The sequence below is a fragment of the Flagellimonas alginilytica genome, assembly GCF_042134605.1.
In the GTDB taxonomy this organism is placed as follows: Bacteria; Bacteroidota; Bacteroidia; order Flavobacteriales; family Flavobacteriaceae; genus Flagellimonas; species Flagellimonas alginolytica.
In genome coordinates this window covers 104,254-125,507 of record NZ_CP169638.1, presented here as the reverse complement: position 1 = coordinate 125,507, position 21,254 = coordinate 104,254, and the positions used below count along the sequence as shown (strand labels likewise).

Genomic DNA, 21,254 nt, shown 5'->3' with positions numbered 1-21,254 from the left:
GTGTGTCCAAAATTGATAAAGAGGCCGGCATAATTAAAATTGAACATACCGAAATGTTGAATAAGGGGAGTGAATTGAACGGTGGTGTATGTTATGTCAATTCAGTTGTAAAAATCCACAGTTGGGTATTTTGTTTTGTGGTGGTCGAGGGTCGATGCGCAATTTTGTGGCATCAATCAAAACGAACAGACATGAAATTTATCATCAATCTATTTACCATTTTATTTTGCACGGGAGCAGTTTTTGCCCAACAGACCATCAGCGGTAAGGTGACCGATGCCAAAAAAAATCCGATTGAAGGAGCCAACATTTATTTGGAAGGGACCTACGATGGGGCTTCCTCCGATGCAAACGGCAATTTCAGTTTTGAAACAACAGAGGAAGGTCTGCAGACCTTGGTGATATCCATGTTGTCCTACGAGCCCCATTACGAGGCGGGAGATGTTTCTTTTTTTAAAGAGATCAACATTACATTGGTGGAATCCGTCAACTCCTTATCCGGTGTAACCTTAACAGCAGGGACTTTTGAAGCGGGCGACAATTCCAAGGTATCGGTGCTCAAACCGTTGGATATTGTAACCACTGCTGGCGCGGCAGGTGATTTTGTGGCGGCATTGCAAACCTTGCCGGGAACTACAACAGTAAATGAAGATGGGCGTTTGTTCGTGAGAGGTGGTACTGCGAACGAAACACAAGTATTTATTGATGGACTTCGTGTATTTCAACCTTTCAACGCCACAGCCAACAATACACCCACCCGAGGCAGGTTTTCACCATTCCTCTTTAAGGGCATATCATTTAGTACAGGAGGGTATTCAGCTGAGTATGGACAAGCACTTTCCAGTGTACTTTTGTTGAACACTACTGATGTTCCATTGCAAGAGAAAACGGATATTTCCATTATGTCCGTGGGGGGCGGACTGGGCCATACCGAGATTTGGGGCGATCAATCATTGAGCATAAACACCTCTTACGTAAACCTTGCCCCGTACGAAGCATTGATTCCCTCCACACAGGGTGTAAACTGGAAAAGTCCCTACGAATCCATAGCCGGCGAAGGAGTGTTCAGGAGCAAAGGGGAGAAGAGCATGTTTAAACTTTACACTGGCTTTAACCATGCCAATTTGGATATTGAACAAGAGGATATCAATTTTGATGATTTTGTACGGTTTAGTTTAAAAAACAACAACCTATATTTTAACGCATCTTACAAGTATTATTTTAAGAACGATTGGAGCCTGACTTCTGGTGCCTCGATCGCATGGGATACGAACGACATCGGAATTGAAGCCGATAGGGTAGATAGCAAGGAAACCTCTTCCCACATAAAATTTAAGGCGCGTAAAAATTTTAGTAATCGATATGATTTGAGATTTGGTGCGGAATATTTCAATACCAATTATAATGAAACATACACGGATCTAAACAACGATTCATTTTTTAGTGGTTATAATGATGGACTCTGGGCCGCCTTTGCCGAATCCGATGTTTTTTTGAGCAACAAATTTGCCATGAAATTGGGATTGCGGGCCACGCAAAGTTCTCTTTTGGACGAGTTTAATCTTTCTCCCAGAATTTCCTTGGCCTATAAACCGGGCAAGGATGGGCAGTTTTCTTTGGCATATGGCGATTTTTATCAACGACCGCTCACAGAAGTGGTCAAATTCGACCAAAATGTTCAAATGGAGAAGGCTACACATTATATACTTAACTATCAATATATTAAAAATGGAAAAACCTTTAGGACCGAGCTTTATTACAAGGACTATGATCAATTGGTGAAGTTTGATACCAACCTCCCACAGTTCAATTCCAATTACTCCAATACAGGAAATGGTTATGCCCAGGGAGTCGATGTTTTTTGGAGGGATAGCAAGAGCATAGAAAATTTGGATTACTGGGCTTCTTACTCTTACTTGGATACAGAACGCGATTATAGAAATTTTCCTGAAAGGGCAACGCCCAACTTCGCACCAAAGCATAATTTTTCCTTGGTTACCAAGTACTGGGTGGATAAATTAAGGTCCCAAGTCGGTCTTTCTTATTCCTATGGTTCCGGGAGGCCATATAATAACCCTAATACACCAGGCTTTTTACAAGAAAAGACAAGATCTTATAATAATTTGAGCTTTAACTGGGCCTACCTTATCGACCAACAGAAGATCTTGTATTTTTCTGTAAGCAATTTATTGGGTATCAATAATATTAGTAATTATCAATATGCGGATACCCCAAATATGGATGGGGTGTACAATCGAAGGGCGATTACGCCGCCGGCAGACAGTTTTTTCTTTGTTGGCTTTTTCTGGACCATCAGTAAGGATCGTAAAAGTAATCAGTTGGACAACCTATAACCTATTGCTGCATTTTAAGGTAATAGTCTACCGAGTGCCTGCCCGATCCATACACAATAAAAAAGAGGCACAAAACCAAAACAACAATGGAAAGGATAAGATTGTTCATATCCATTGTGCCCAAAAAATTAGTGAGTATGGCCCCGAAGATAATCGGGAGTTGGGCAATGGCGGCCCATCGGGTAAGTAAACCGACCACGATTAAAATACCACCAACAAAATGGGCAGGTACAATATAATGTAGAATGATCATGCCACCCGGGACGTCTTGAAAAGGGCGTCCCATTTCTTCCATTTCTACATGGTTGGTCATAAACTCGATGCCCTTGACGAAAAGTATAACACCCAGTAGGATTCGTACCAAATCCAACACAAGGTAGGTGTGCGCATTAGCCCACTTATTGCAATCTTTGATGAGACCCATGGCGATGAAGTTTAAGATTACATTTATAAGATACTCATTTTTAAGTAATTATAAAAGAAATGCTAGGTAAGTTTTAATAGGTGGGACAAAAAAACCGATTAAGATTCAAGACTTAGGCGTTTGGAAGGGTCAATTCCATTTGAATGTCGCTCCGAACATACGGTGAGGTAATTCCGGTTATTTCAACAAAACCCAATTTTAGGTAAAGTGACAGTGCAGGGGCCAATTTACGATTGCTCTCCAAAAATAGTTTTTTGGCACCAATGGAAATGGCCTTATCTATTATGTGCTGTCCTAGTAATTTGCCTATGCCTTTGCCTTGTGCTTTAGGGGAAACGCCCATTTTGGAAAGCTCTAGGTCAAAACCTTCGTATTTGCTGGGAACTAGTGCACATACACCAACAGGAGTTCCATCCATTAACGCCACAGCAATGTAACCGCCCTTATCCAAAATATATTCCTGTGGATAATAAAGGGTTAGGCGGTCCGTTTCTTCCATCTCGAAATATTTGGTGATCCACTCTTCGTTAAGAGACCTAAAAGCTTCTTTATAGGCTTCCGAAAACGGGACAATGGTAATGTGTTCTTGCATTGTGCAGGTTGGGAATATTTTGTCAAAAATAGATTGAATCTTTCTAACCCTCTATAAATTGAAACCTATTTTTCATGAATTTAAATGACCTATCCATCAATCGACCTTACCGTTCAACGAAAAAATTACCTGTTGGACGATAAAATATGTAGCTTTACATTATATTTAGTCATAAAATTCTTACAAGTCCCAAATCTTGCAAATGAAAAGTTTAGACAAATATCAACCTGTCCCAATCAGAAATATTAACCTACAAATCCCAATCGGCTATGGTGATAAAACTACCCCCGTTTTTTCGAACTACATTCCCGTTCCAATGTAGGCGCACTGTTTTTGTGCTTTTGACGGTTGTTTTACTTGGTCTTCCCACGCAGGCCCAAGAAGAAAGCAATCCTTACGTGCGCTACGATGTCCCATTTCAGAACTTGTTGAAATTCAATAGGTTTTTGATCAACCCTACCTTTTCTTCCATTAGGGAAGACAAGTCTTACGTAAACTTTTTTCACAGAAGCCAAAGTGCTGATTTCGACAATAACCGTCAAAATTATTTTTTAAGTTACAGCGGCAGATTGAACGATCGAGTTGGCCTTGGCTTTAGTCTTTACAACCAGCAGGAGGGTGTAATTTCCAATTTAGGAGTAATGGCCAATTATTCCCACGGTGTCCGGTTGGGGAGTGAAAGTAGCCTGACATTTGGTGTGAACATTCCATATTATGTGAGCAGCTTTGACCCAAGTAGAGCGGTTGCACTAGAAGACGACCCAGTTTTAAGGGAAGCCAGTGAAAGCTCCGTAATTTCGTTTCAGCCCGGACTGAATTTAAGTTTGGGAAAGTTCGATTTTGGCGTGTTCGCCCAAAACTTGGTGGACTATAATTTAAAAACGGGAAAGTCCCTTACCAGTTTTAACGAGAAGATTTTTTCGGGTCACATTCAATATGCCCATCAATTTGAAAATGCTAGGGGCATTTTGGAAGATGGTCGTTTAATGCCCTTGGCTCGAGCTCGTTTCGAAGGCAGTGAGGACATCATCTTCGGTGGAGGCATAATTTTAGACCTTCCCAAATTAGGCTGGATTCAGGGAGGTTACGATCAATTCTATGGCGCATCGGCCGGTACGGGATTTAATTTGAACCAACGATTGTCCTTCGGTTATAACTTTGAGAAAAGCCTGAGCAATAGTATCGCCAACCTTGGAGTTACCCACGAAATATCCATTGCTTACTCCTTTGTGCCCAACCTTTCCAAAAATACATTTGTTGCCAACGATGAGGATGAGGAGAAAAAGAAGATTGAGAACACGGCTGTGGCAGAAGCGGAAAACAACACGGAAAAAACAAAACAAAAAAGTAAACTGGATGTAGAAACCACTTTACGCCCATATAACAAAGAGGATAGGGCCTATTGGGAGGAGCGCATAGCCAAATTGCAAGAACAACAAGAAGATAGCTATGCCGTAATCGATGATCTGCTGTATCAAATAGATTCCATGAAACAAAGTAGGGAGCAGGATATGGAAGAACGTTTTGAAATGATGATGAGGATTGTAAAAAGACACAACGGAAATAAAATCCCCGATATTGAAAAGCATGCACAAAAATTGTACTTGGCGGACAGGAAAGACTTGGATGCCATTTATAAGGAAATCGAGGCCTCTACTACAAACGCTTTGGCGGCGAACACTGCGAAGGCATCAAAAGATGTCAAAACAAAAAAAGAAGGAACTTTTCATGGAGGAGCCTTTAAGCCCATCGAAAAATTCATCGATTTGGACGGAGTTGGGCAAGGGCACTATATCGTCGCCAATGTTTTTAAAAGCGAAGTTTATTTAAAAAACTTTATGAAAAAGCTCAAAAATGAAGGATTGGATGCGCAATATTTTAAAAACCCAGATAATGGTCTAAACTATGTGTATTTGGCCAAATATGAGGAAAATGAGGATGCTTATGCCGCTTATAGATCTAAATTGAAAGGCAAGTACAGGGATGAAATTTGGATTATGCACGTGGAAAACTCAAGATATGCCAATTGGGCCGACACCATTTTTCAAGACATTGAATAAGAGGTTGTCGCCATTATCCACCTTTCATATGGCCGGCAATCCCTTTGCTGCCCGGGTCGGAACGTTCTTCTAACTCCGAAACTATCTTGTGATGGTCTTCCATTCGCGTTTGGGACAGTTTGTAGGTGGCTTGAAAATCGGATATTCTAATTTTAAACCCCACCACACCTTTGACTTGTCGCAATGTTTTGGGCGACATTTCTTTTAAGGATACGGGGTTTTTGGAATTCTTCTCGTACTTGTCCACCAGTCTGTGCATGGATTCCATGGTTGCTTCTTCGGTCAAGATCTGCAAATTGCCATACACATGTACCGCAATATAATTCCAGGTTGGGACTTCCTCTTCCTTGTACCATGATGAGGAAACGTAGGCATGTGGCCCATTAAAAATGCACAGTACTTCCGTATTGGCAGTAAAATTTTTCCATTGTGGATTGGCCTTGGCAATATGGCCAACCAAAATATCGCTCCCGTCCACATCGGTTTCCAATTCCAAGGGAATGTGGGTGCCCCATGGCTTATGGTCCACAATATTGATTAAAATGCCAAAACTGTTTGCCCTTAAAAAATCTTTGATCTCATCAATGTTTTGATTTTGATAATGGGAAGGAATGTACATGGAATGCTTTGTTTGTTGGAACTAGGTGCTAAATTATAAATTAAAGTCTGCTTGGATAACAATTCATCCCCGAATGTTTACAGTTCGGTAATCCATTTTTTCACAAACCTTCTTTCTGGCCCAATTTTGTCCCATCAATAATTTATTTGAAACTACCGTACAATCTTTAAAAAACGACAGTCATGAAAAAACTAATTTTATCAATCGTATTACTGGGAACAGTAATGGTGAATGCTCAAGATCGCTATTCCAAAGGAATGGAAAAAGCTTTTGAGTTGTGGCAAAATCAAAAAGTGGTCGATTCATCCAACATGTTCGAACGTATTGCCACTGCCGAACCGGATAAATGGTTGCCTTATTATTACGTTTCGCAGATAAACACGGTAATTTCTTTCGGAGAAAAGGACGAGGACAAACTCAGCAAACAATTGGAAAAAGCAAAAGAGTTTTTGGATGTGGCCAAGGCCATATCGCCCAATAATCCCGAACTTTTGATTCAAGAAGCACTAATCAATACCGCTTGGATCGCTTTTGATGGAGCAACCTATGGAATGACGCTCTCCCCTAAAAATGTGCAGCTGTACCAGCAAGCTATGGAAATCGATCCTCAAAATCCTAGGGTCATACTTTCCAAAGCAGAATGGGATATGGGTTCCGCGCGCTATTTTGGAAAGGACATTACGCCTTATTGCAAAGATGTGGAAAGGGCCTTGGAACTTTTTGCTACCTTTAAATCCGAAACGCCATTTTATCCAACCTGGGGGAAAGAGAGAGCAGAAGAAGTTTTGGCAAATTGTGGCAAATAAAATACCATGAAACTTTTTATCAAGGAATTTTTTAAAGCAATATTAGTGGGGGTAGCTATTTTTATAGTTCTCCTCATTTTTTTCTATGTCAAAGGATGGCAGCTCACTTATCAAGAAATCTGGGTGGAGTTTTGGGAGAGCATGATTTTCTCCGTGATCATTTACATGCTTAATGCGGCCTCCTTTATAATTTTAATGCGCAAATACAATAAGGAACTTTTTACCAAGAAATATATTGGTTATGGAATATTGGGCAACATTGTTGCCTCCATCATTGGTATTGTTCTCGCCCGTCTTGTTTTAATGGTCGGGTTTTATCAAAAAACCATTGGACAGTTTTTGGAGGAGGAACAATCCTCCTTTTACATTAGTTCCTTTGTGATTTCCATGATCGTTGCGCTCTTGTTCTATGCGGCATATTACTACAAATACTACAAGGAAAGACAGGTAAAGGAGCAAAAAATTATAGCAGGTTCGGCTTCTGCCCGTTTCGATGCCCTTAAAAACCAATTGGATCCCCACTTTTTGTTCAATAGTTTGAATGTACTCACAAGTTTAATCGAAGAAGACCCGCACCAGGCGCAGAACTTTACCACTTCGTTGTCCAAAGTGTACCGTTACGTATTGGAACAGAAGAATAAGGATTTGGTTACTGTGGACGAGGAATTAAAGTTCGCCCGGACCTATGTACGCTTGCTAAAAATGCGTTTTGAGGACAGTATTGTATTCGACATTCCAGATAGTTGTTCCCGACCCGAAGCCAAAATAGTTCCCCTTTCGTTACAACTTTTATTGGAAAATGCCGTAAAACATAATGTGGTGACGTCTTCCCGACCCTTGCATATCAAGGTTTTTGAACAGCAGGGTATGTTGGTGGTAAGCAACAATCTTCAAGAAAAACAGGTAGTAAAGAAAAGTAGTGGGGTAGGACTTCAAAATATAAAACAGCGCTATCGCATACTAACCGATCGCGAGATGGTCATTAAAAAGACCGAGAACGAGTTTAGTGTGTTCCTGCCAATGCTTACTCAGAAATACACAATAATGGAAACACAGGAGCATTATATTGAAGAAAAACGCTATACAAAGGCAAAAGAACGGGTAAGGGCCATAAAGGACTTTTATGGCAATGTATTGGCCTATTGTATCGTAATTCCTTTTTTATGGTGGCTCAATTTCCGTACAACGGACTTTCTGTGGGCCATTTTCCCTAGTATTGGTTGGGGCTTTGGTGTACTGGTGCATGGTATGGAAGCCTATGGCTATAACCCCTTATGGGGCAAACGTTGGGAAGAGCGCAAGATCAAGGAGCTTATGGAGAAAGAGGATTTTTGATCAATTGAGAATCAATGCAATACTGTTGCTCTAATACATCGTAGCTTCATTCCAAACAGTAGTTGTGCGCCAGAACCACAATTCATCCCAATAAAATTACAATTCGGGAATTCACTTTTCTTTTTGATATGGGTTATTGCGAAGTTTGAACTGTAATCAAAAAACAACAGTCATGAAAAATTTTACAGAAGACCGATACTCCAGGGCAAAGGAAAGAGTGGAGAACCTCAAAGGATTCTTTTATAGCCTGATCTCTTATTGTGTAATTATACCTTTATTGGTGTACATTAACTATAGGACCACCGATATTCCGTGGGCATTGTTCCCCGCAGCAGGATGGGGCTTGGGACTGTTGTTCCAGGGGCTTACAGCTTACGGACGAAACCCTATCTTGGGAAAGGAATGGGAAGAGCGTAAGATTCAGGAGTTTATGAACAACAAAGAATTTTAAGAATGCGTAATTTTAACTATAACACCACATCAAACTATAAAACTATGGAAAATATGGATAACGAAAACAAATACATTAGGGCACGGGAACGAGTGGACGAGCTTAAAAAGTTCTACGGTAACCTTACTTCCTATGTGCTGGTAATTTCCGGATTGGCCTTGATCAATTACTTTTCCAACGGATTTGGGTATATGTGGTTTCTATGGGCAGCATTTGGATGGGGAATCGGATTGCTTTTCCATGCCTTGAAGACCTTTGATCTAAACCCATTTTTTGGCAAGCAATGGGAAAAGCGTAAGATAGAGGAATTTATGCGGGAGGATGAAAAGAACAATAAATGGAAATAATCGTGGAAAACTTTAATAAAGAAAAATATAATAGAGCAAAAAAACGGGTAGAGGAGATCAAAGGCTTCTATATCCATTCTGCAATATATATAGTGATCAATACTTTTATTTTGATCAATATTTACGTGAGAACAGACAATTTTTGGCAGTGGGAACATTTCATCACTTTAGTGGCCTGGGGCATAGGGTTAATGTTCCACGCATCCAAGACATTTGGTGTAAACCCATTTTTGGGCAGGGATTGGGAACAGCGCCAAATACAAAAGTACATGGACGAGGACAAAGAGGAAATGAAAAAATATAAGTAAGCGTGATGGATAACAAAAACATTTCTTTGGAGGCGGCCAAAAAACGGGTTAAAGAACTGAAAGGATATTACAGGCATATTATGATCTTTGTGATCGTAAATGGTATTCTGGTATTGTTAAGAACAGGGGTGCTCAATTCACTTTTACCAGTGGCATTTCCAAAAGAATCATATTATTACGAATGGGTAAATGCCAATATTTTGATTTGGGGAGTTATATTGCTTGTACATACTTTGATTATTTTTAGGCATAAAATCACTTTCTTTAAAAAATGGGAAGAACGCCAGATCCAAAAATATATGGAAGAGGATGAAACCAATGATTATTGATAGATCAAAATTCTTAAATAAAAGAAGACCAGCATAACCAAATACAACCAAAATTACATGAATGTCCTAATAATTGAAGACGAAAAACCAGCGGCAAGACGATTATCCAGATTGCTTTCAGAATTGGAAATTGATGTTTCCACCATGTTGCATTCGGTGGAAGATTCCATTGTTTGGTTTCAAGATAATCCGCATCCCGATCTGATCTTTTTGGATATCCAATTATCAGATGGACTTTCCTTTGAAATTTTTGATGTGGTCGAGGTAAAAAGTGCCATAATTTTCACCACTGCTTATGATGAATATGCACTACAGGCTTTTAAGCTGAACAGCATTGATTATTTACTAAAACCTATTGATGAGGAAGAGTTGGAAAGTGCGGTTAAAAAGTACAGGGATTTTAAGCCGGAAAACCGAAAAATCCCGGTCGATTTTAACGACATAAAAAAGCTCTTGATAAACCCTTTGGAACGTGAGTACAAAAAACGTTTTACGGCCAAGGTGGGACAGCACTTAAAAATTATAAATGCGGACGAAGTAGAATGTTTTTATAGTGAGAACAAAGGTACCTATGCGGCGACTTCGGACGGTAGAAATTATTTGCTGGATACTACCCTGGAGCAATTGGAGGAGGAGTTGGAACCACATACTTTTTTTAGGGTGAGCCGAAAGTTTTACGTGAACATCAACCACATAGCAGACATTATTTCATACACCAATTCAAGGCTTCAAATTAAGCTCAACCATTTTAATGAGCACGAGATCATTGTAAGTAGGGAAAGAGTAAGAGACTTCAAGCTATGGTTGGAGTAGGAGGTCTTAATAATCTGGATTTCATATGTTTAATATAAATAAAAGTAAACTATAAATTTTTCTTATAGTGCCTTTTTCGACCCATGCGGCCTATTTTTCCTCAATCCGATTATCGTCGAAGGCCGAAGGCAGCAGTTTGGGAATCAATTTAATGAAAATTGGTAAAAGTACCGCCCCACCGGGCAACATAAAAATGGCCAATGAGGGTATGCTCTTAAAAATATCCAACAATTGGTTCTGCACTTTTTTCTTTTCTTCCGGGCTTAGATCTTTAATGGTCGACTTGGATAAAAGGGAGACCAATTCCCGACTTTCGGTAAGTTCTTTTTTTAATCTTTTGCTATTTCTCAGGATTAGTTTGGTGACATTTTTGGACATCCCATCATAGAATTGAACAGCTAAATTTTTGTTGTTCAAGTAGGCTATTTTTTCCTTGTTTTCCTCAAAGAAATTCTTCACAAATTTCAGCTCGGATTCTATCTCTTTTTTAGTCTTTTTCAAGTCCTTCCCCAACCCAAAAATATAGTCGGTTTCAGTATAGTCCAAAGTCTTGTCTTCCCAGATGGTCAAGCAAGCCATATCCAAGAAATAATCTCTCTCGTTCTCAGTAAAATTTCGGGACAGTAAATCGGTGTAATCACCATCATATTTTGCCTCGTCCAGATCAACATAGGTTAAGGAAGAACCTAATAATTGTATCAGTTTTGCATCGGACTCGTGGGTCTCTTTGGCGTTTAGTGCATGGTACACAATGTTGATGGTAACGTACTCCAAAAGTTGGGCATGCTCCATAACATTATTGTTCCCGCGTAGGTATACCATAAAAATTAGTATATCCACATAGAGCAAAGAATTGGTCAGGCTATTGCCAAATGCCCGGCTAAAGGTATTATCGCTCAAATAAATTCTGGAATCGATCAATTTTTCCAGTTGGGATTCTGTTTTGGAACCACTAAATATTTTGTTGAGGTAAGATACGCGGCTAACATTAAGGGATTGATAATACTCGAATACTTTTTCCACGAAGGCTTCAAAATCGTTCTTTCCCACCTCAAAAGTATAGGTAAAATATAGCGCCGAAAGGAGATTGATCTTGGCAATTTCGTCTTCTGTTAACGTGTGTTCAACTTCAATAAAGGAGGGTATGTCCAAGTGAACGCCATAAACGAACCCATTTGTCTTTAGTTCTTGGTACATACTGTCAAAGTCTTCAAAGAGAGAAGACTCTTGATTAACAAGGTGGCCGAACTTATTGATCCATCCGGATGCAGAAGGGTTCATCTTTTCGTATTATTCGACAAAGTAAAACAAATATTTGTTAATCCGATCGCGGTGCGTTCGCAGAATATACGCCTTAGTGAGAAAAGTAAAGCGGTGTATTGTTATGGTTCCAAGGATTTGGTGGAGTCGTTTTCAGTTATTGTTCCATCTTCATTCCGAGGGGGAACAATCTCATCTTTAAGAATTTCTATCCCTTTTTGTATCACCAAATTAGTGGGTATGGTTATTCGTTTACCATCATCGGTCCGCATAAAAAGATAAAACCCACTAATGTCCTCTACCTTTCCGGTCCAATCAAAGTCCTTGTCCATTACACGGATTCTATCGCCCAAACGCAGAGGATGGCTAAAAAACAGGATCACGCTGGCCGTTAAATTGGAGAGTATGGACCATTGGGCCACAAATCCCACACCTAAAATTGCCAACACGGACGACAGAAACAATGAGATGTCTTCCAGATTGACCCCCCAGATAAACGATAGTCCGAGAAAGGCTAATATAAAAAAGAGAATATTGTTAAGGTAAAAAATTACTTTCCTACTGTTCATGTCTATCGAACTCGAACGTCCAAACCGCCTAATGGCATTTTTGTTCAAATAATGGAGCGAGAACACAATAACGAGCAGAATTATGGTGTATAGAAACTCGGTTTTAAAAGTCATTGTATCAATCATGGTGGTACTTTGCAAATTTGAATTAACTTAAGGATCTAAACTACGAATAAACCTTTTCATTTTATATGCCATGAAAACAGATTTTGAAGAAAATTCATGGGTAATAAATTACTCACCGGACAATTACTACAACAGAAAATTTACGATCACCGATGATTCAGTGCTATCCAAGGGAGATAAGTCTATAACTTGGATAAATACTTACGGTTTACAGTATATGGATGAATTCCGCCAGATGGTAAACGGGAACAATCTCGATGATTTTTTGTTGCGCCTTCTGTTGAACCAGAAAATGGGGAACAAGGTCATTGAGCTGGAAGACCAATTGTTCATTGCGGCCAGAATCCTAAAAACCGAACACGATAGTATGGAATCCGAACAAATGTACTTTGTGGTATCCAAGGATTTTGTGTGGTGCATACAGGAAAAATGGGGAGATCATTTTGATTGGATCAGGCAACGTATATTCGAAAACAAGGGCATTATCCGTAAAAAACGAGCAGATTATCTTTTGTTTTTTATCCTGGAAACCTTGATAGCGAACTATAAGGAAAAGTATGAAGAGACCGTACTGATGGAAAATGCGTTGGAAGCCATCGTAAAACAGGAACCAACACCGGAATTTATGTTTGAGGTAGAACAAAAAAAAGCTATTATTCAAGATTTTAAAAAAGCGTCTCACGGCCTTAGGGACATAATTATTAAACTGGAGAGGGTAGAAGTAAAAGGATTTCAGACCAAATATTTTAGTGAACTTCGAGAACAGATCAGTGGGCTGATCATGGACATCGATTCGGATATAATGGAACTGGAGAGCCAGATAAATCTTTTTTTTAGTATGCAGGGCCACCGTTTGAACGAAGTAATGAAAACCTTGACCATTTTCTCTGTGGTTTTTATTCCACTCACATTTTTGGCGGGCATTTATGGGATGAATTTTGATAACATGCCAGAACTTCGGCTTGCCAATGGGTACTATATTTTGTTGGGGGTTATGCTGATCGTTGTATTGGTCACCATCATAATTTTTAAACGAAAAAAATGGTTTTAGCCCTCTAAAACCGATGTTCTGTTACATATTTTTCTTTTTTGATAGGGTATATGGATTTTTTATTCAATGATAAACATCATATTTCCGCAAGGAGTGTCAAACTAGTTTTGCTTCATCAATTTAAATAACACACGATGAAAAAAAGAATACTAGCAGCTGTGATCGCTTTAATGGGATTGGGCAATTTGGCAATTGCACAGGACGCCCCTGTGGATGATAGCAGTAAATGGCAGTTTAGATTAAGAGGTATTGTGGTAACTCCCGATGAGAGCGCGGATATAGAGGCCATAGGCGGAGATGTGGATATTTCGACCGCTGTTGTACCAGAATTTGACATAAGTTACTTTTTTGATGATAATTGGTCCTTGGAATTGATTTTGGCAACGGCCAAGCACGATGTGGAAGCCATTGGGACCGCCGCAGGAGATATTGATCTGGGGCATGTTTGGTTGTTGCCACCAACATTGACCGCGCAGTACCATTTTACAGGAGGCAATTTTGTTCCGTATTTGGGTGCTGGTCCAAATTTGACCTTGTTCTATGGTGTTGATGAAGGACCCGTTGCAGATGATGTGGATTACGATACAGCAGTTGGCTTTGCCCTACAAGGAGGTTTCGATTTTATGCTCAACGATAAATGGTTCTTGAACTTCGATGTTAAAAAACTGTTCTTGAACACTACGGCAACCGTAAATGCGACCACTGCTTTGGGTGCCACGGTAGAGGCCGATGTGGATATAAACCCATGGATTTTTGGAGTGGGCGTAGGTATAAAACTTTAATATTCGATTGTTTTTTTAGGTAATCTAAGTTTTGAAGGCAGTTTGGACAGTCCAGGCTGCTTTCTTTTTGGGAGAAAAAAGAGCTGCAACATGCAGCTCTTTTATTATTTTTTAGCCTCGGAAGACTTCTATTTTTGCTCCAACAATACCGATGCATTGATGGCAACCTCCTCCCAAGTTTTACTTACACCATCCGGGCCAGTGTGCAAAATTTCGCATGCTTCGTGCAAAGAGGCCAGGGCATTAAGGGCATCCCATTGCTTTAGGTCCATTACTCCGGAAAAATTCACCTGGTTATCGTCCATAATTTCGTATTCCATGGGCAAATCGGTAGTAACTCCGTTCATGCTAAGTTTAACCGAGCAACTTTTATCTTCGGAAAACATAAAGGTTCCGGTAATAGTTTGGGTCTCTGCCATTTTTTCAAAAAAGAATTCTATGATTTTTGGGTCTCGAACTTCCGTTGGGTCATTGGTAAAAAGACTGCTTACCGGGATGGAAAACTCAAGTCCGTTCAAGGTTTCCATTGGTGTTTCGCCAGCTGAATACTTTAATTCTACCTCTTTGAATGTTCCTCCAACAGGAACTTTGTCGGTAGTTTTGTAAGCGGTGAAATTTACACTGGTTGAATCCTGCACAATACTGTAGGCCGATGCCATTTCTTCAGTTTGCTCTTCGGTTTTTTCCTCTTTTTTGTTTTGCTTACAGCTAAATGCGGTAATAAAAAGAATGCTCAATGCTGCAATCTGTATTTTTTTCATTTTGGAAGTTTTAATTTTCTACTAAGTTATGGATTATTAAAAGGGCTGTCAATAAAAAAGCTGCCCATTGGACAGCTTTTTGTTTTTTGACATTTTATAGAACTTACTGGATGATGCCTGTACAAGCAATTCTGGCACCTGCGGCACCTGATGGTTGAGAGGTAAGGTCATCAGCACCTTGGTGCACTATAACAGCCTTTCCCAAAATATTTTTAGTATCGTCATCACAGCCAATACACCATTCATTTGTAGAAAACTCCATTGTGGCTGTACCGTCAGCGTTGGCTGTAAAATTACCGATATCTCCTTTGTGGTACCCCTCGTCGGAACCCCATTCTCCATGTGGTTGAAAAGTTGGGTTCCAGTGTCCTCCGGTGGATTTGCCGTCAGGCGAGGAGCAATCTGCCTTTTCGTGCAAGTGTATGGCATGTTCACCTTCATTTAATCCAGTAAAGGTGGCCCTCATAATTACCTCATTACTGTTTTCTGTAAAAACAACTTCGCCATTTACATTGCTATCACTCTTGGGTTCCATGGTAAAGGTGATTACTTCGGGATCTAGGGTTTCAACTACCTGATCAATGGTCTCTTCTACCTCCACTGATGTTTCTGTGGCCTCTTTTTTTGCTTGTTTACAGCTAAAAGCAGCTATAAATACTAATGTTAAGACAGTTATTTGTACTTTTTTCATTAAAACAATCGTTTTTTAGGTTAGCCTTTAATTTAGGCATTAAAAGTACTGTTGTCAAACATTTAGCAATCGAATTTTTATGGCTTCTTTTTTTTGAACAGACCTCTAAGATCTGGGTTGTAAAAAACGGCAAACTGTAAGCGATCATAAACGGCATTTTGGAACTGGTTTCTTAAATACCCTATTTGGATGCTACTGTTTTCCGTAACATTTACCCCTAGCGCTCCATATAATCGATTTTGCCCAAAGAGATCGTCCTTCAGATTGATAAATAGTTCATCATAAAAATTCAGAAAGAAGGTATTGGTCAGTGGCAATGTCATCTGAATGCGATATCGCGCCCGATGTTGGGTTTCGGTATAGTCGCCAAAATCCAAAAAGCGCTGCTCTAATCGGTACCGGTGTTCGAACAAGAACTCCCAAACTTTGTTTTTAAGAATAAATTGCTCAAAGGTTCGATGTTCCTTGGAGTTGATCTCCCCTTCAAATTCGAAAAAGGAGTTGTCCGTATCAATAAAAGCATAACCTGCGGTTGCAATGGCATTGGGGTCAATGTGATAATTAAGTCCTGTTCTAAGCAACATTTGATTAAAGTTACTGGTGGTTTCATAAAATCTGAACTGTGCTTCGGAATGGATGCTTAAGCGTTCGGAGACTTTATTGGTGCCAAAGTACATGAACCAAGAACCGGTTTCGTCCTCGCCAGGTTGTTGCGCGTTTACATATCCCGATATAAGTATAAAAAATAGGGCTGCTAATTTTCTGATCATTTATTCTTTGTTTAGTTACTTTATTCAAAATACCATTGTCGAATCCTTTTTAAATGAGTTCAATAGCGAACCCAGATTTTGTCTAAGCCTGACAACGGTATTTTGAAAAGATCAATTTTTAATTAAGGTTAAAGTTTTTGGTTTCTTTAAAAGGGGAAAGGTCCAATGATTCAATGGATGATCTATAAGATTTCCATGGGTCATTAAAGAACGTATTGGTCTTGTCCAATGCTGTTTTTAGTTCTTGTTCTGCGAACTCTATCAACCTTTTTTCGGTCGAAGTAATTCCGGTTTTTCTTGTGCCCACATAATAGGAGGCATTTCCAATTCTCGACATTACGGTTGGCTCGGGATTCCGAACAATACCTTGGCGTTTGTCGTCCTTTCCTAAATACAGGGCGACGATGGAATCTATTTGCTTAACTATTTCTTCGGAAGCTTTGATCTGTTCTTTGAACTTATCCTTGTCTAATTCCTTTAGCTCTTTTTTGAACGAATTGGCCAAATCTTTGCTTTCTACCAACTGTTTTACTGCGTCCGCTGCGGTTTGGGAAAAACCTTCAAGTTTTTTTCCTGTTTCATAAACTTCGTTTACGGAAGCCATATTAACGTCCAATCTAGGATCGGTCTTAACGGTTATCGAGGTCGAATCGGTGGCATCGCCATAGATAACTTTTACTTTGTATGTGCCGGGCTTTACATCGACCCCTCCACGCTCTCGGGTATTTTTTCTGATGGTTCTAGAGGGTCTGTCCGGTCCCTTTTCGTCCAAATTCCAGTAAACCCTGTGGAAACCAGCTTTTTCCGGTGTTTTGTATTTAAGGGTACGGATAAGTCGGTCTCCGTCATAAAATTCGAAGAAAATGGAGTCTTTGGTCTTTTGACCTTTGCCCTCCTCTTTTTTATCTTCCTCATCGGTGTCCTCGTCTTTTTTATCCTTCTGTTTGGCCATTTTACTTCCCTCTTTCAAATAATAGGTGATCATGGCGCCCGACCTTCGGTTTTCTGCATTATAGAGGGCATCGGCTCCAAAACGGCTCCCTGTTGGCTGTTGGTAAGCGGCCAAATAGGCATCGGGGCTTTCGAACAGTTCTATTTCTTTTTGAAGAATTGTGGTATTTCCTGCAATTTCCCTTAAAGGCCGAATATCGTCCAAGACCCATGCGGCCCTACCAAAGGTTCCGATGACCAAATCTTGTTCTCTTGGGTGTATGGCCAAATCTTTGGTGGAAACGGTTGGGAAACCTTTGTTCCATTTTTTCCAGCTGTTTCCGGCATTCAATGAGATGTAAAGCCCATCATCTGTTCCAAGAAACATCAGGTTTGGATTTTTTGGGTCTTCGATTATGGACAAAGCATAGCTTTCCACATCTTTTTCGTCGACTATGCGCGTCCACGTTTTACCATAATCCGTGGTTCTATAGGCATAAGGCGTATAGTTGAATCTTCTATAATCGTTGGCCACTAATAGTGCCTCTCCTTTATTGTTGTGCGATGCCTTTATCTGCGGAATCCAACTTCCTGTGGGCAGCCCCTTGATATTTTTGGTTACCTCTGTCCAAGTTTCGCCTCCGTTTAGTGTGTAATGTACACGTCCATCGTCCGTACCCACCCATAACATGTTATGTTCCACAGGAGATGGTTCTATCACAAGAATGGTACAATGATTTTCCGCACCAGTAGCATCCATGGTCAGCCCACCACTTTCACTTTGTTTTTGTTTTTCTTTGTCATTAGTGGTCAGATCGGGCGAAATTACTTCCCAGGTCAACCCCTTATCCGTGGATTTGTGAACAAACTGACTTCCAAAGTAAACGGTACCGTTATCAAAAGGGTCTTGACCAATGGCTGCGTTCCAATTAAATCGGAGCATGGTATCGGCATCCGGTGGGGTAGGGCGAACAATGTAGCTGTTGCCCGTTTTCCAGTCGTAACGCCTTACATTGCCTTGTTGGCTCATGGCATAACCGAACTGGCTGTTGTCCTTGTCCGGAACTACATCAAATCCATCGCCAAAAGCAATTTCTTGCCAGTAGCTGTTTCTTATGCCCTGGGATTTCCAAACATAGGCAGGTCCTCTCCAAGAACCGTTGTCCTGCATTCCTCCGTATACATTGTAGGGGTATTCGTTGTCCGTGCTAATATGATAGAATTGTGCAACGGGTAAATTACCAATAAATCGCCAAGATTCGCCTCCATTTTTTGTGATATTCAATCCGCCATCGTTGCCATCCAACATGAATTGGCCATTTTCTGGGTGGATCCACCAGGCATGGTGATCGGGGTGTATTCCATTGTTTGCGCCATAGGCGGGCATTAACTGTTTAAAATTTTTGCCTCCATCTTCCGAAACGTTCACATAAGTAAAAACCGAATATACCCTGTTTTCGTTTTGAGGGTCTACATAAATTTCTGAATAATAGAAAGGACGGTTACCGATATCGCTCTTATCGTTGATCTTGGCCCATGTAAAACCTCCATCCGTAGATTTGTACAATGCATTTTTTTTGGCCTCTACCAAAGCATAGACAATATTGGGCTTGTTTCTGGCGATGGCTACACCTATTCTTCCCAAATTTCCTTTGGGCAATCCATCTTCCGAAGTTATTTTTTTCCAAGTTTCACCACCATCGTGTGTAATATGGAGCCCACTTCCTTCGCCTCCGGAGTTAAAGAACCAAGGTTCTCTTTTGTGCTCCCACATGGCTGCTATAATCTTATTTGGATTGGTGGGGTCCATTACCATATCTGCTACCCCGGTCTTGTTGTTAACGAACAAAATCTTGTTCCAAGTTTTTCCGCCATCCGTTGTTTTAAAAACGCCGCGTTCCGGATGTTCGCCCCAAGGTGAGCCAATGGCGCCCACATAAACGACATTGGGATCGGTGGGATCTATAATTACTCGATGTATATGTCTTGTTTTTTCCAATCCCATCGATTTCCACGATTTTCCACCATCAAGGGATTTATAAATGCCATATCCGCCATTTAAGCTGTTACGTGGGTTACCTTCTCCGGTACCCACCCAGATTACGGATGGATTGGATTGTTGTATGGCAACTGCGCCTATGGAGGCGGTTACCTGGTCATCAAAAATGGGTTCCCATTTGATTCCCCCAGAAGTGGATTTCCACAATCCCCCGGAGGCGGTTCCTACGTACATCACTTCTGGATTGTCGTGGACCACATCAATCGCTGTTACACGTCCGCTCATTCCTGCTGGACCAATATTTCTTGGTTTCATGTCCTGAACTAGGTCCATGTTAAATTCTTGTGCCGTAAGACCTACGGTAAGTAGAAATGCAAAAAATGCAATAAACTTTTTCATTGGTGTTGTCTGATGTTTTGAGTTTAGTTAAGACCATATTGCAACCGCTCCTAAACTTGGAAGGTTATTTTTTGGTCGCCTAAAGATACCAAAAACCCTCCCCGGATTTCTTAAAGGGATGTTAACAGAATTTTTGTTCCACCTACTTTTAAAAGGTGCCCGTTGCTTGAAATGATTTTTGGGTTTCTCCTGTTTTTTGCTGACTTTTAACAAAATCAATTTTTTTGAAAGAAGCAAAACCAAGTTGGTTCTATTTAATATTGTTGATACTTTCGGGGGAAGCCATTTTTATCCTTCCCTTTGTTTTGCCGCGGGTATTTAGGCCTACGGTATTGGATGTTTTGGGGTTAGACAATGTGCAACTGGGCCTTTGTTTTTCGGTATATGGCTTGGTCGCCATGGTTTCGTATATTTTTGGAGGTCCATTGGCCGATAAGTATCAACCTCGAAAGTTAATAGCCATTGCTTTATGGATGACAGCGGCTGGAGGATTCCTATATGCCCAATACCCATCTTTTTGGTTATTGCAGATGCTATATGGTTGGTGGGGATTCACTACAATTTTTTTGTTTTGGGCGCCTATGATCAAGGCTGCTAGAATTTGGGGCGGGCGTAACGCTCAAGGTAAGGCATTTGGGTTCTTGGACGGGGGACGGGGTCTCACTGGAGCTTTCTTCAGTTTATTGGGGGTGCTCATTTTTTCGTTTTTTTTGACAGAATCACCGGATACGGCAGGTCTTCAGGATAGAAGAGAGGCATTTACCTATGTAATTTATACCTCTTCGGTAATTATAATTTTAGTTGGTGTCCTTGTCTGGTTTTTTATGAAATCCGATGCGATCGATGAAAAGGCGGTTTTGGATCGTATTTCTTGGAATCATATGAAACAAGTTTTAAAACTTCATTCGGTTTGGCTGTTGATGATCATTATCCTGTGTGGATATGTAGCATATAAAATCACGGATATTATCTCACAATATGCCGAGGAAGTCATGTTGTACAATCAAGTCGATGCCGCAAAAGTGGGAACTTTGTTACAATTTTTAAGGCCAACAACAGGTATTATTTTTGGCTTGATCGCAGATAGGCTAAAGATCACATGGCTTTTGGTTACAAGTTTTGGTCTAACGCTGATTGGGGGATTGATTTTCGCAAGTGGCATTATTGCACCGACCACAACAGTTTTGTTCTTTATGTCCGTAGTGGTAATTGCAGCTGGAGTTTATGCCACTCGTGCATTATATTTTGGTGTAATGCATGTTGGTAAAATTCCCTTGACCTTGACGGGCACGGCAGTAGGGCTCATTTCTTTGGTAGGTTATACCCCGGATGTATTTGCAGGTCCGGCCTATGGGATACTATTGGATGCCCACCCCGGAGAGGAACTGGGGCATCAAAATGTTTTTTGGATGCTAAGTGCATTTGCTTTTGTCGGAGGAGTGGCCGCCTTTATCTACCGAAAAAAATATGGAAGGTAA

Annotated in this window: 21 protein-coding genes; 12 read left to right on the top strand and 9 right to left on the bottom strand. The window is 40.5% G+C overall.

Annotation, left to right across the window (positions count from 1 at the left end; genetic code table 11):
* The first annotated feature begins 191 nt into the window (after positions 1-191).
* A complete protein-coding gene (locus ABTP35_RS00550; protein ID WP_293294845.1) occupies positions 192-2,354 on the top strand; it encodes a TonB-dependent receptor in 2,163 nt (720 codons plus the stop codon).
* Position 2,355: 1 nt separating this feature from the next.
* On the opposite strand, the gene ABTP35_RS00545 is transcribed toward ABTP35_RS00550, so the two are convergent.
* Together ABTP35_RS00545 and ABTP35_RS00540 are read right to left on the bottom strand one after the other, a co-directional pair.
* On the bottom strand, positions 2,356-2,778 hold the full coding sequence (locus ABTP35_RS00545; protein WP_224836578.1) for a DoxX family protein: 423 nt from the start codon (positions 2,776-2,778) through the stop codon (positions 2,356-2,358).
* A 112-nt stretch (positions 2,779-2,890) separates the two neighbouring features.
* Complete coding sequence (locus ABTP35_RS00540; RefSeq protein ID WP_293294848.1) at positions 2,891-3,370, bottom strand: GNAT family N-acetyltransferase; 480 nt, start codon at positions 3,368-3,370, stop codon at positions 2,891-2,893.
* Positions 3,371-3,639: 269 nt separating this feature from the next.
* On the opposite strand from ABTP35_RS00540, the gene ABTP35_RS00535 reads away from it, so the two are divergent.
* Complete coding sequence (locus ABTP35_RS00535) at positions 3,640-5,430, top strand: PorP/SprF family type IX secretion system membrane protein (RefSeq protein WP_293294850.1); 1,791 nt, start codon at positions 3,640-3,642, stop codon at positions 5,428-5,430.
* Between the two features lie 13 nt (positions 5,431-5,443).
* Here ABTP35_RS00535 and ABTP35_RS00530 read toward each other — a convergent pair whose 3' ends face one another.
* Positions 5,444-6,049, bottom strand: a complete 606-nt coding sequence (locus ABTP35_RS00530) for an FMN-binding negative transcriptional regulator (protein WP_293294852.1) — start codon at positions 6,047-6,049, stop codon at positions 5,444-5,446.
* Positions 6,050-6,231: 182 nt separating this feature from the next.
* Between ABTP35_RS00530 and ABTP35_RS00525 the strand changes: the two genes are divergently transcribed.
* The 7 genes from ABTP35_RS00525 (at position 6,232) to ABTP35_RS00495 (ending at position 10,438) form a co-directional block, all read left to right on the top strand.
* Positions 6,232-6,855 (top strand): hypothetical protein, encoded by a 624-nt coding sequence (locus ABTP35_RS00525; protein WP_293294854.1) that lies wholly within the window; start codon positions 6,232-6,234, stop codon positions 6,853-6,855.
* A 6-nt stretch (positions 6,856-6,861) separates the two neighbouring features.
* Positions 6,862-8,190: a 2TM domain-containing protein gene (locus tag ABTP35_RS00520; protein WP_293294856.1), complete on the top strand. Its 1,329-nt coding sequence runs from the start codon at positions 6,862-6,864 to the stop codon at positions 8,188-8,190.
* Between the two features lie 172 nt (positions 8,191-8,362).
* Positions 8,363-8,641, top strand: a complete 279-nt coding sequence (locus tag ABTP35_RS00515; RefSeq protein ID WP_224836584.1) for a 2TM domain-containing protein — start codon at positions 8,363-8,365, stop codon at positions 8,639-8,641.
* Positions 8,642-8,685: 44 nt separating this feature from the next.
* Positions 8,686-8,988: a 2TM domain-containing protein gene (locus ABTP35_RS00510; protein ID WP_224836585.1), complete on the top strand. Its 303-nt coding sequence runs from the start codon at positions 8,686-8,688 to the stop codon at positions 8,986-8,988.
* Positions 8,979-9,296, top strand: a complete 318-nt coding sequence (locus ABTP35_RS00505; protein WP_224836586.1) for a 2TM domain-containing protein — start codon at positions 8,979-8,981, stop codon at positions 9,294-9,296. Before ABTP35_RS00510 ends, ABTP35_RS00505 begins: the two co-directional genes overlap by 10 nt.
* A 5-nt stretch (positions 9,297-9,301) precedes the next feature.
* Entirely contained in the window at positions 9,302-9,625 is a 324-nt protein-coding gene (locus ABTP35_RS00500) for a 2TM domain-containing protein (protein WP_293299175.1), read from the top strand.
* 57 nt (positions 9,626-9,682) lie between these two features.
* The gene (locus tag ABTP35_RS00495) at positions 9,683-10,438 is read left to right on the top strand and encodes a LytTR family DNA-binding domain-containing protein (protein ID WP_224836588.1); all 756 of its coding nucleotides are present in this window, start codon (positions 9,683-9,685) and stop codon (positions 10,436-10,438) included.
* Between the two features lie 90 nt (positions 10,439-10,528).
* Here ABTP35_RS00495 and ABTP35_RS00490 read toward each other — a convergent pair whose 3' ends face one another.
* Positions 10,529-11,719, bottom strand: a complete 1,191-nt coding sequence (locus ABTP35_RS00490) for an LETM1-related biofilm-associated protein (protein ID WP_252080013.1) — start codon at positions 11,717-11,719, stop codon at positions 10,529-10,531.
* A gap of 101 nt (positions 11,720-11,820) precedes the next feature.
* Positions 11,821-12,393, bottom strand: coding sequence for a mechanosensitive ion channel family protein (locus ABTP35_RS00485; RefSeq protein WP_293294860.1), 573 nt, complete (start codon positions 12,391-12,393; stop codon positions 11,821-11,823).
* A 70-nt stretch (positions 12,394-12,463) separates the two neighbouring features.
* Here ABTP35_RS00485 and ABTP35_RS00480 point away from each other — a divergent pair, with 70 nt between their 5' ends.
* Together ABTP35_RS00480 and ABTP35_RS00475 are read left to right on the top strand one after the other, a co-directional pair.
* Positions 12,464-13,444, top strand: coding sequence for a CorA family divalent cation transporter (locus tag ABTP35_RS00480; RefSeq protein ID WP_293294862.1), 981 nt, complete (start codon positions 12,464-12,466; stop codon positions 13,442-13,444).
* A 134-nt stretch (positions 13,445-13,578) separates the two neighbouring features.
* A complete protein-coding gene (locus tag ABTP35_RS00475; RefSeq protein WP_293294864.1) occupies positions 13,579-14,226 on the top strand; it encodes an OmpW family outer membrane protein in 648 nt (215 codons plus the stop codon).
* A gap of 128 nt (positions 14,227-14,354) precedes the next feature.
* Here the strand turns inward: ABTP35_RS00475 and ABTP35_RS00470 are convergent, their stop codons facing one another.
* From ABTP35_RS00470 to ABTP35_RS00455, 4 genes are all read right to left on the bottom strand, one after another.
* Positions 14,355-14,987 (bottom strand): hypothetical protein, encoded by a 633-nt coding sequence (locus ABTP35_RS00470; protein ID WP_224836598.1) that lies wholly within the window; start codon positions 14,985-14,987, stop codon positions 14,355-14,357.
* Positions 14,988-15,090: 103 nt separating this feature from the next.
* The gene (locus ABTP35_RS00465; protein WP_293294868.1) at positions 15,091-15,678 is read right to left on the bottom strand and encodes a superoxide dismutase family protein; all 588 of its coding nucleotides are present in this window, start codon (positions 15,676-15,678) and stop codon (positions 15,091-15,093) included.
* 77 nt (positions 15,679-15,755) lie between these two features.
* Entirely contained in the window at positions 15,756-16,448 is a 693-nt protein-coding gene (locus ABTP35_RS00460; protein WP_293294870.1) for a DUF2490 domain-containing protein, read from the bottom strand.
* A 118-nt stretch (positions 16,449-16,566) separates the two neighbouring features.
* Positions 16,567-19,776: a hypothetical protein gene (locus ABTP35_RS00455; RefSeq protein WP_293294872.1), complete on the bottom strand. Its 3,210-nt coding sequence runs from the start codon at positions 19,774-19,776 to the stop codon at positions 16,567-16,569.
* A 224-nt stretch (positions 19,777-20,000) separates the two neighbouring features.
* Between ABTP35_RS00455 and ABTP35_RS00450 the strand changes: the two genes are divergently transcribed.
* Positions 20,001-21,254: a nitrate/nitrite transporter gene (locus tag ABTP35_RS00450; protein WP_375334336.1), complete on the top strand. Its 1,254-nt coding sequence runs from the start codon at positions 20,001-20,003 to the stop codon at positions 21,252-21,254.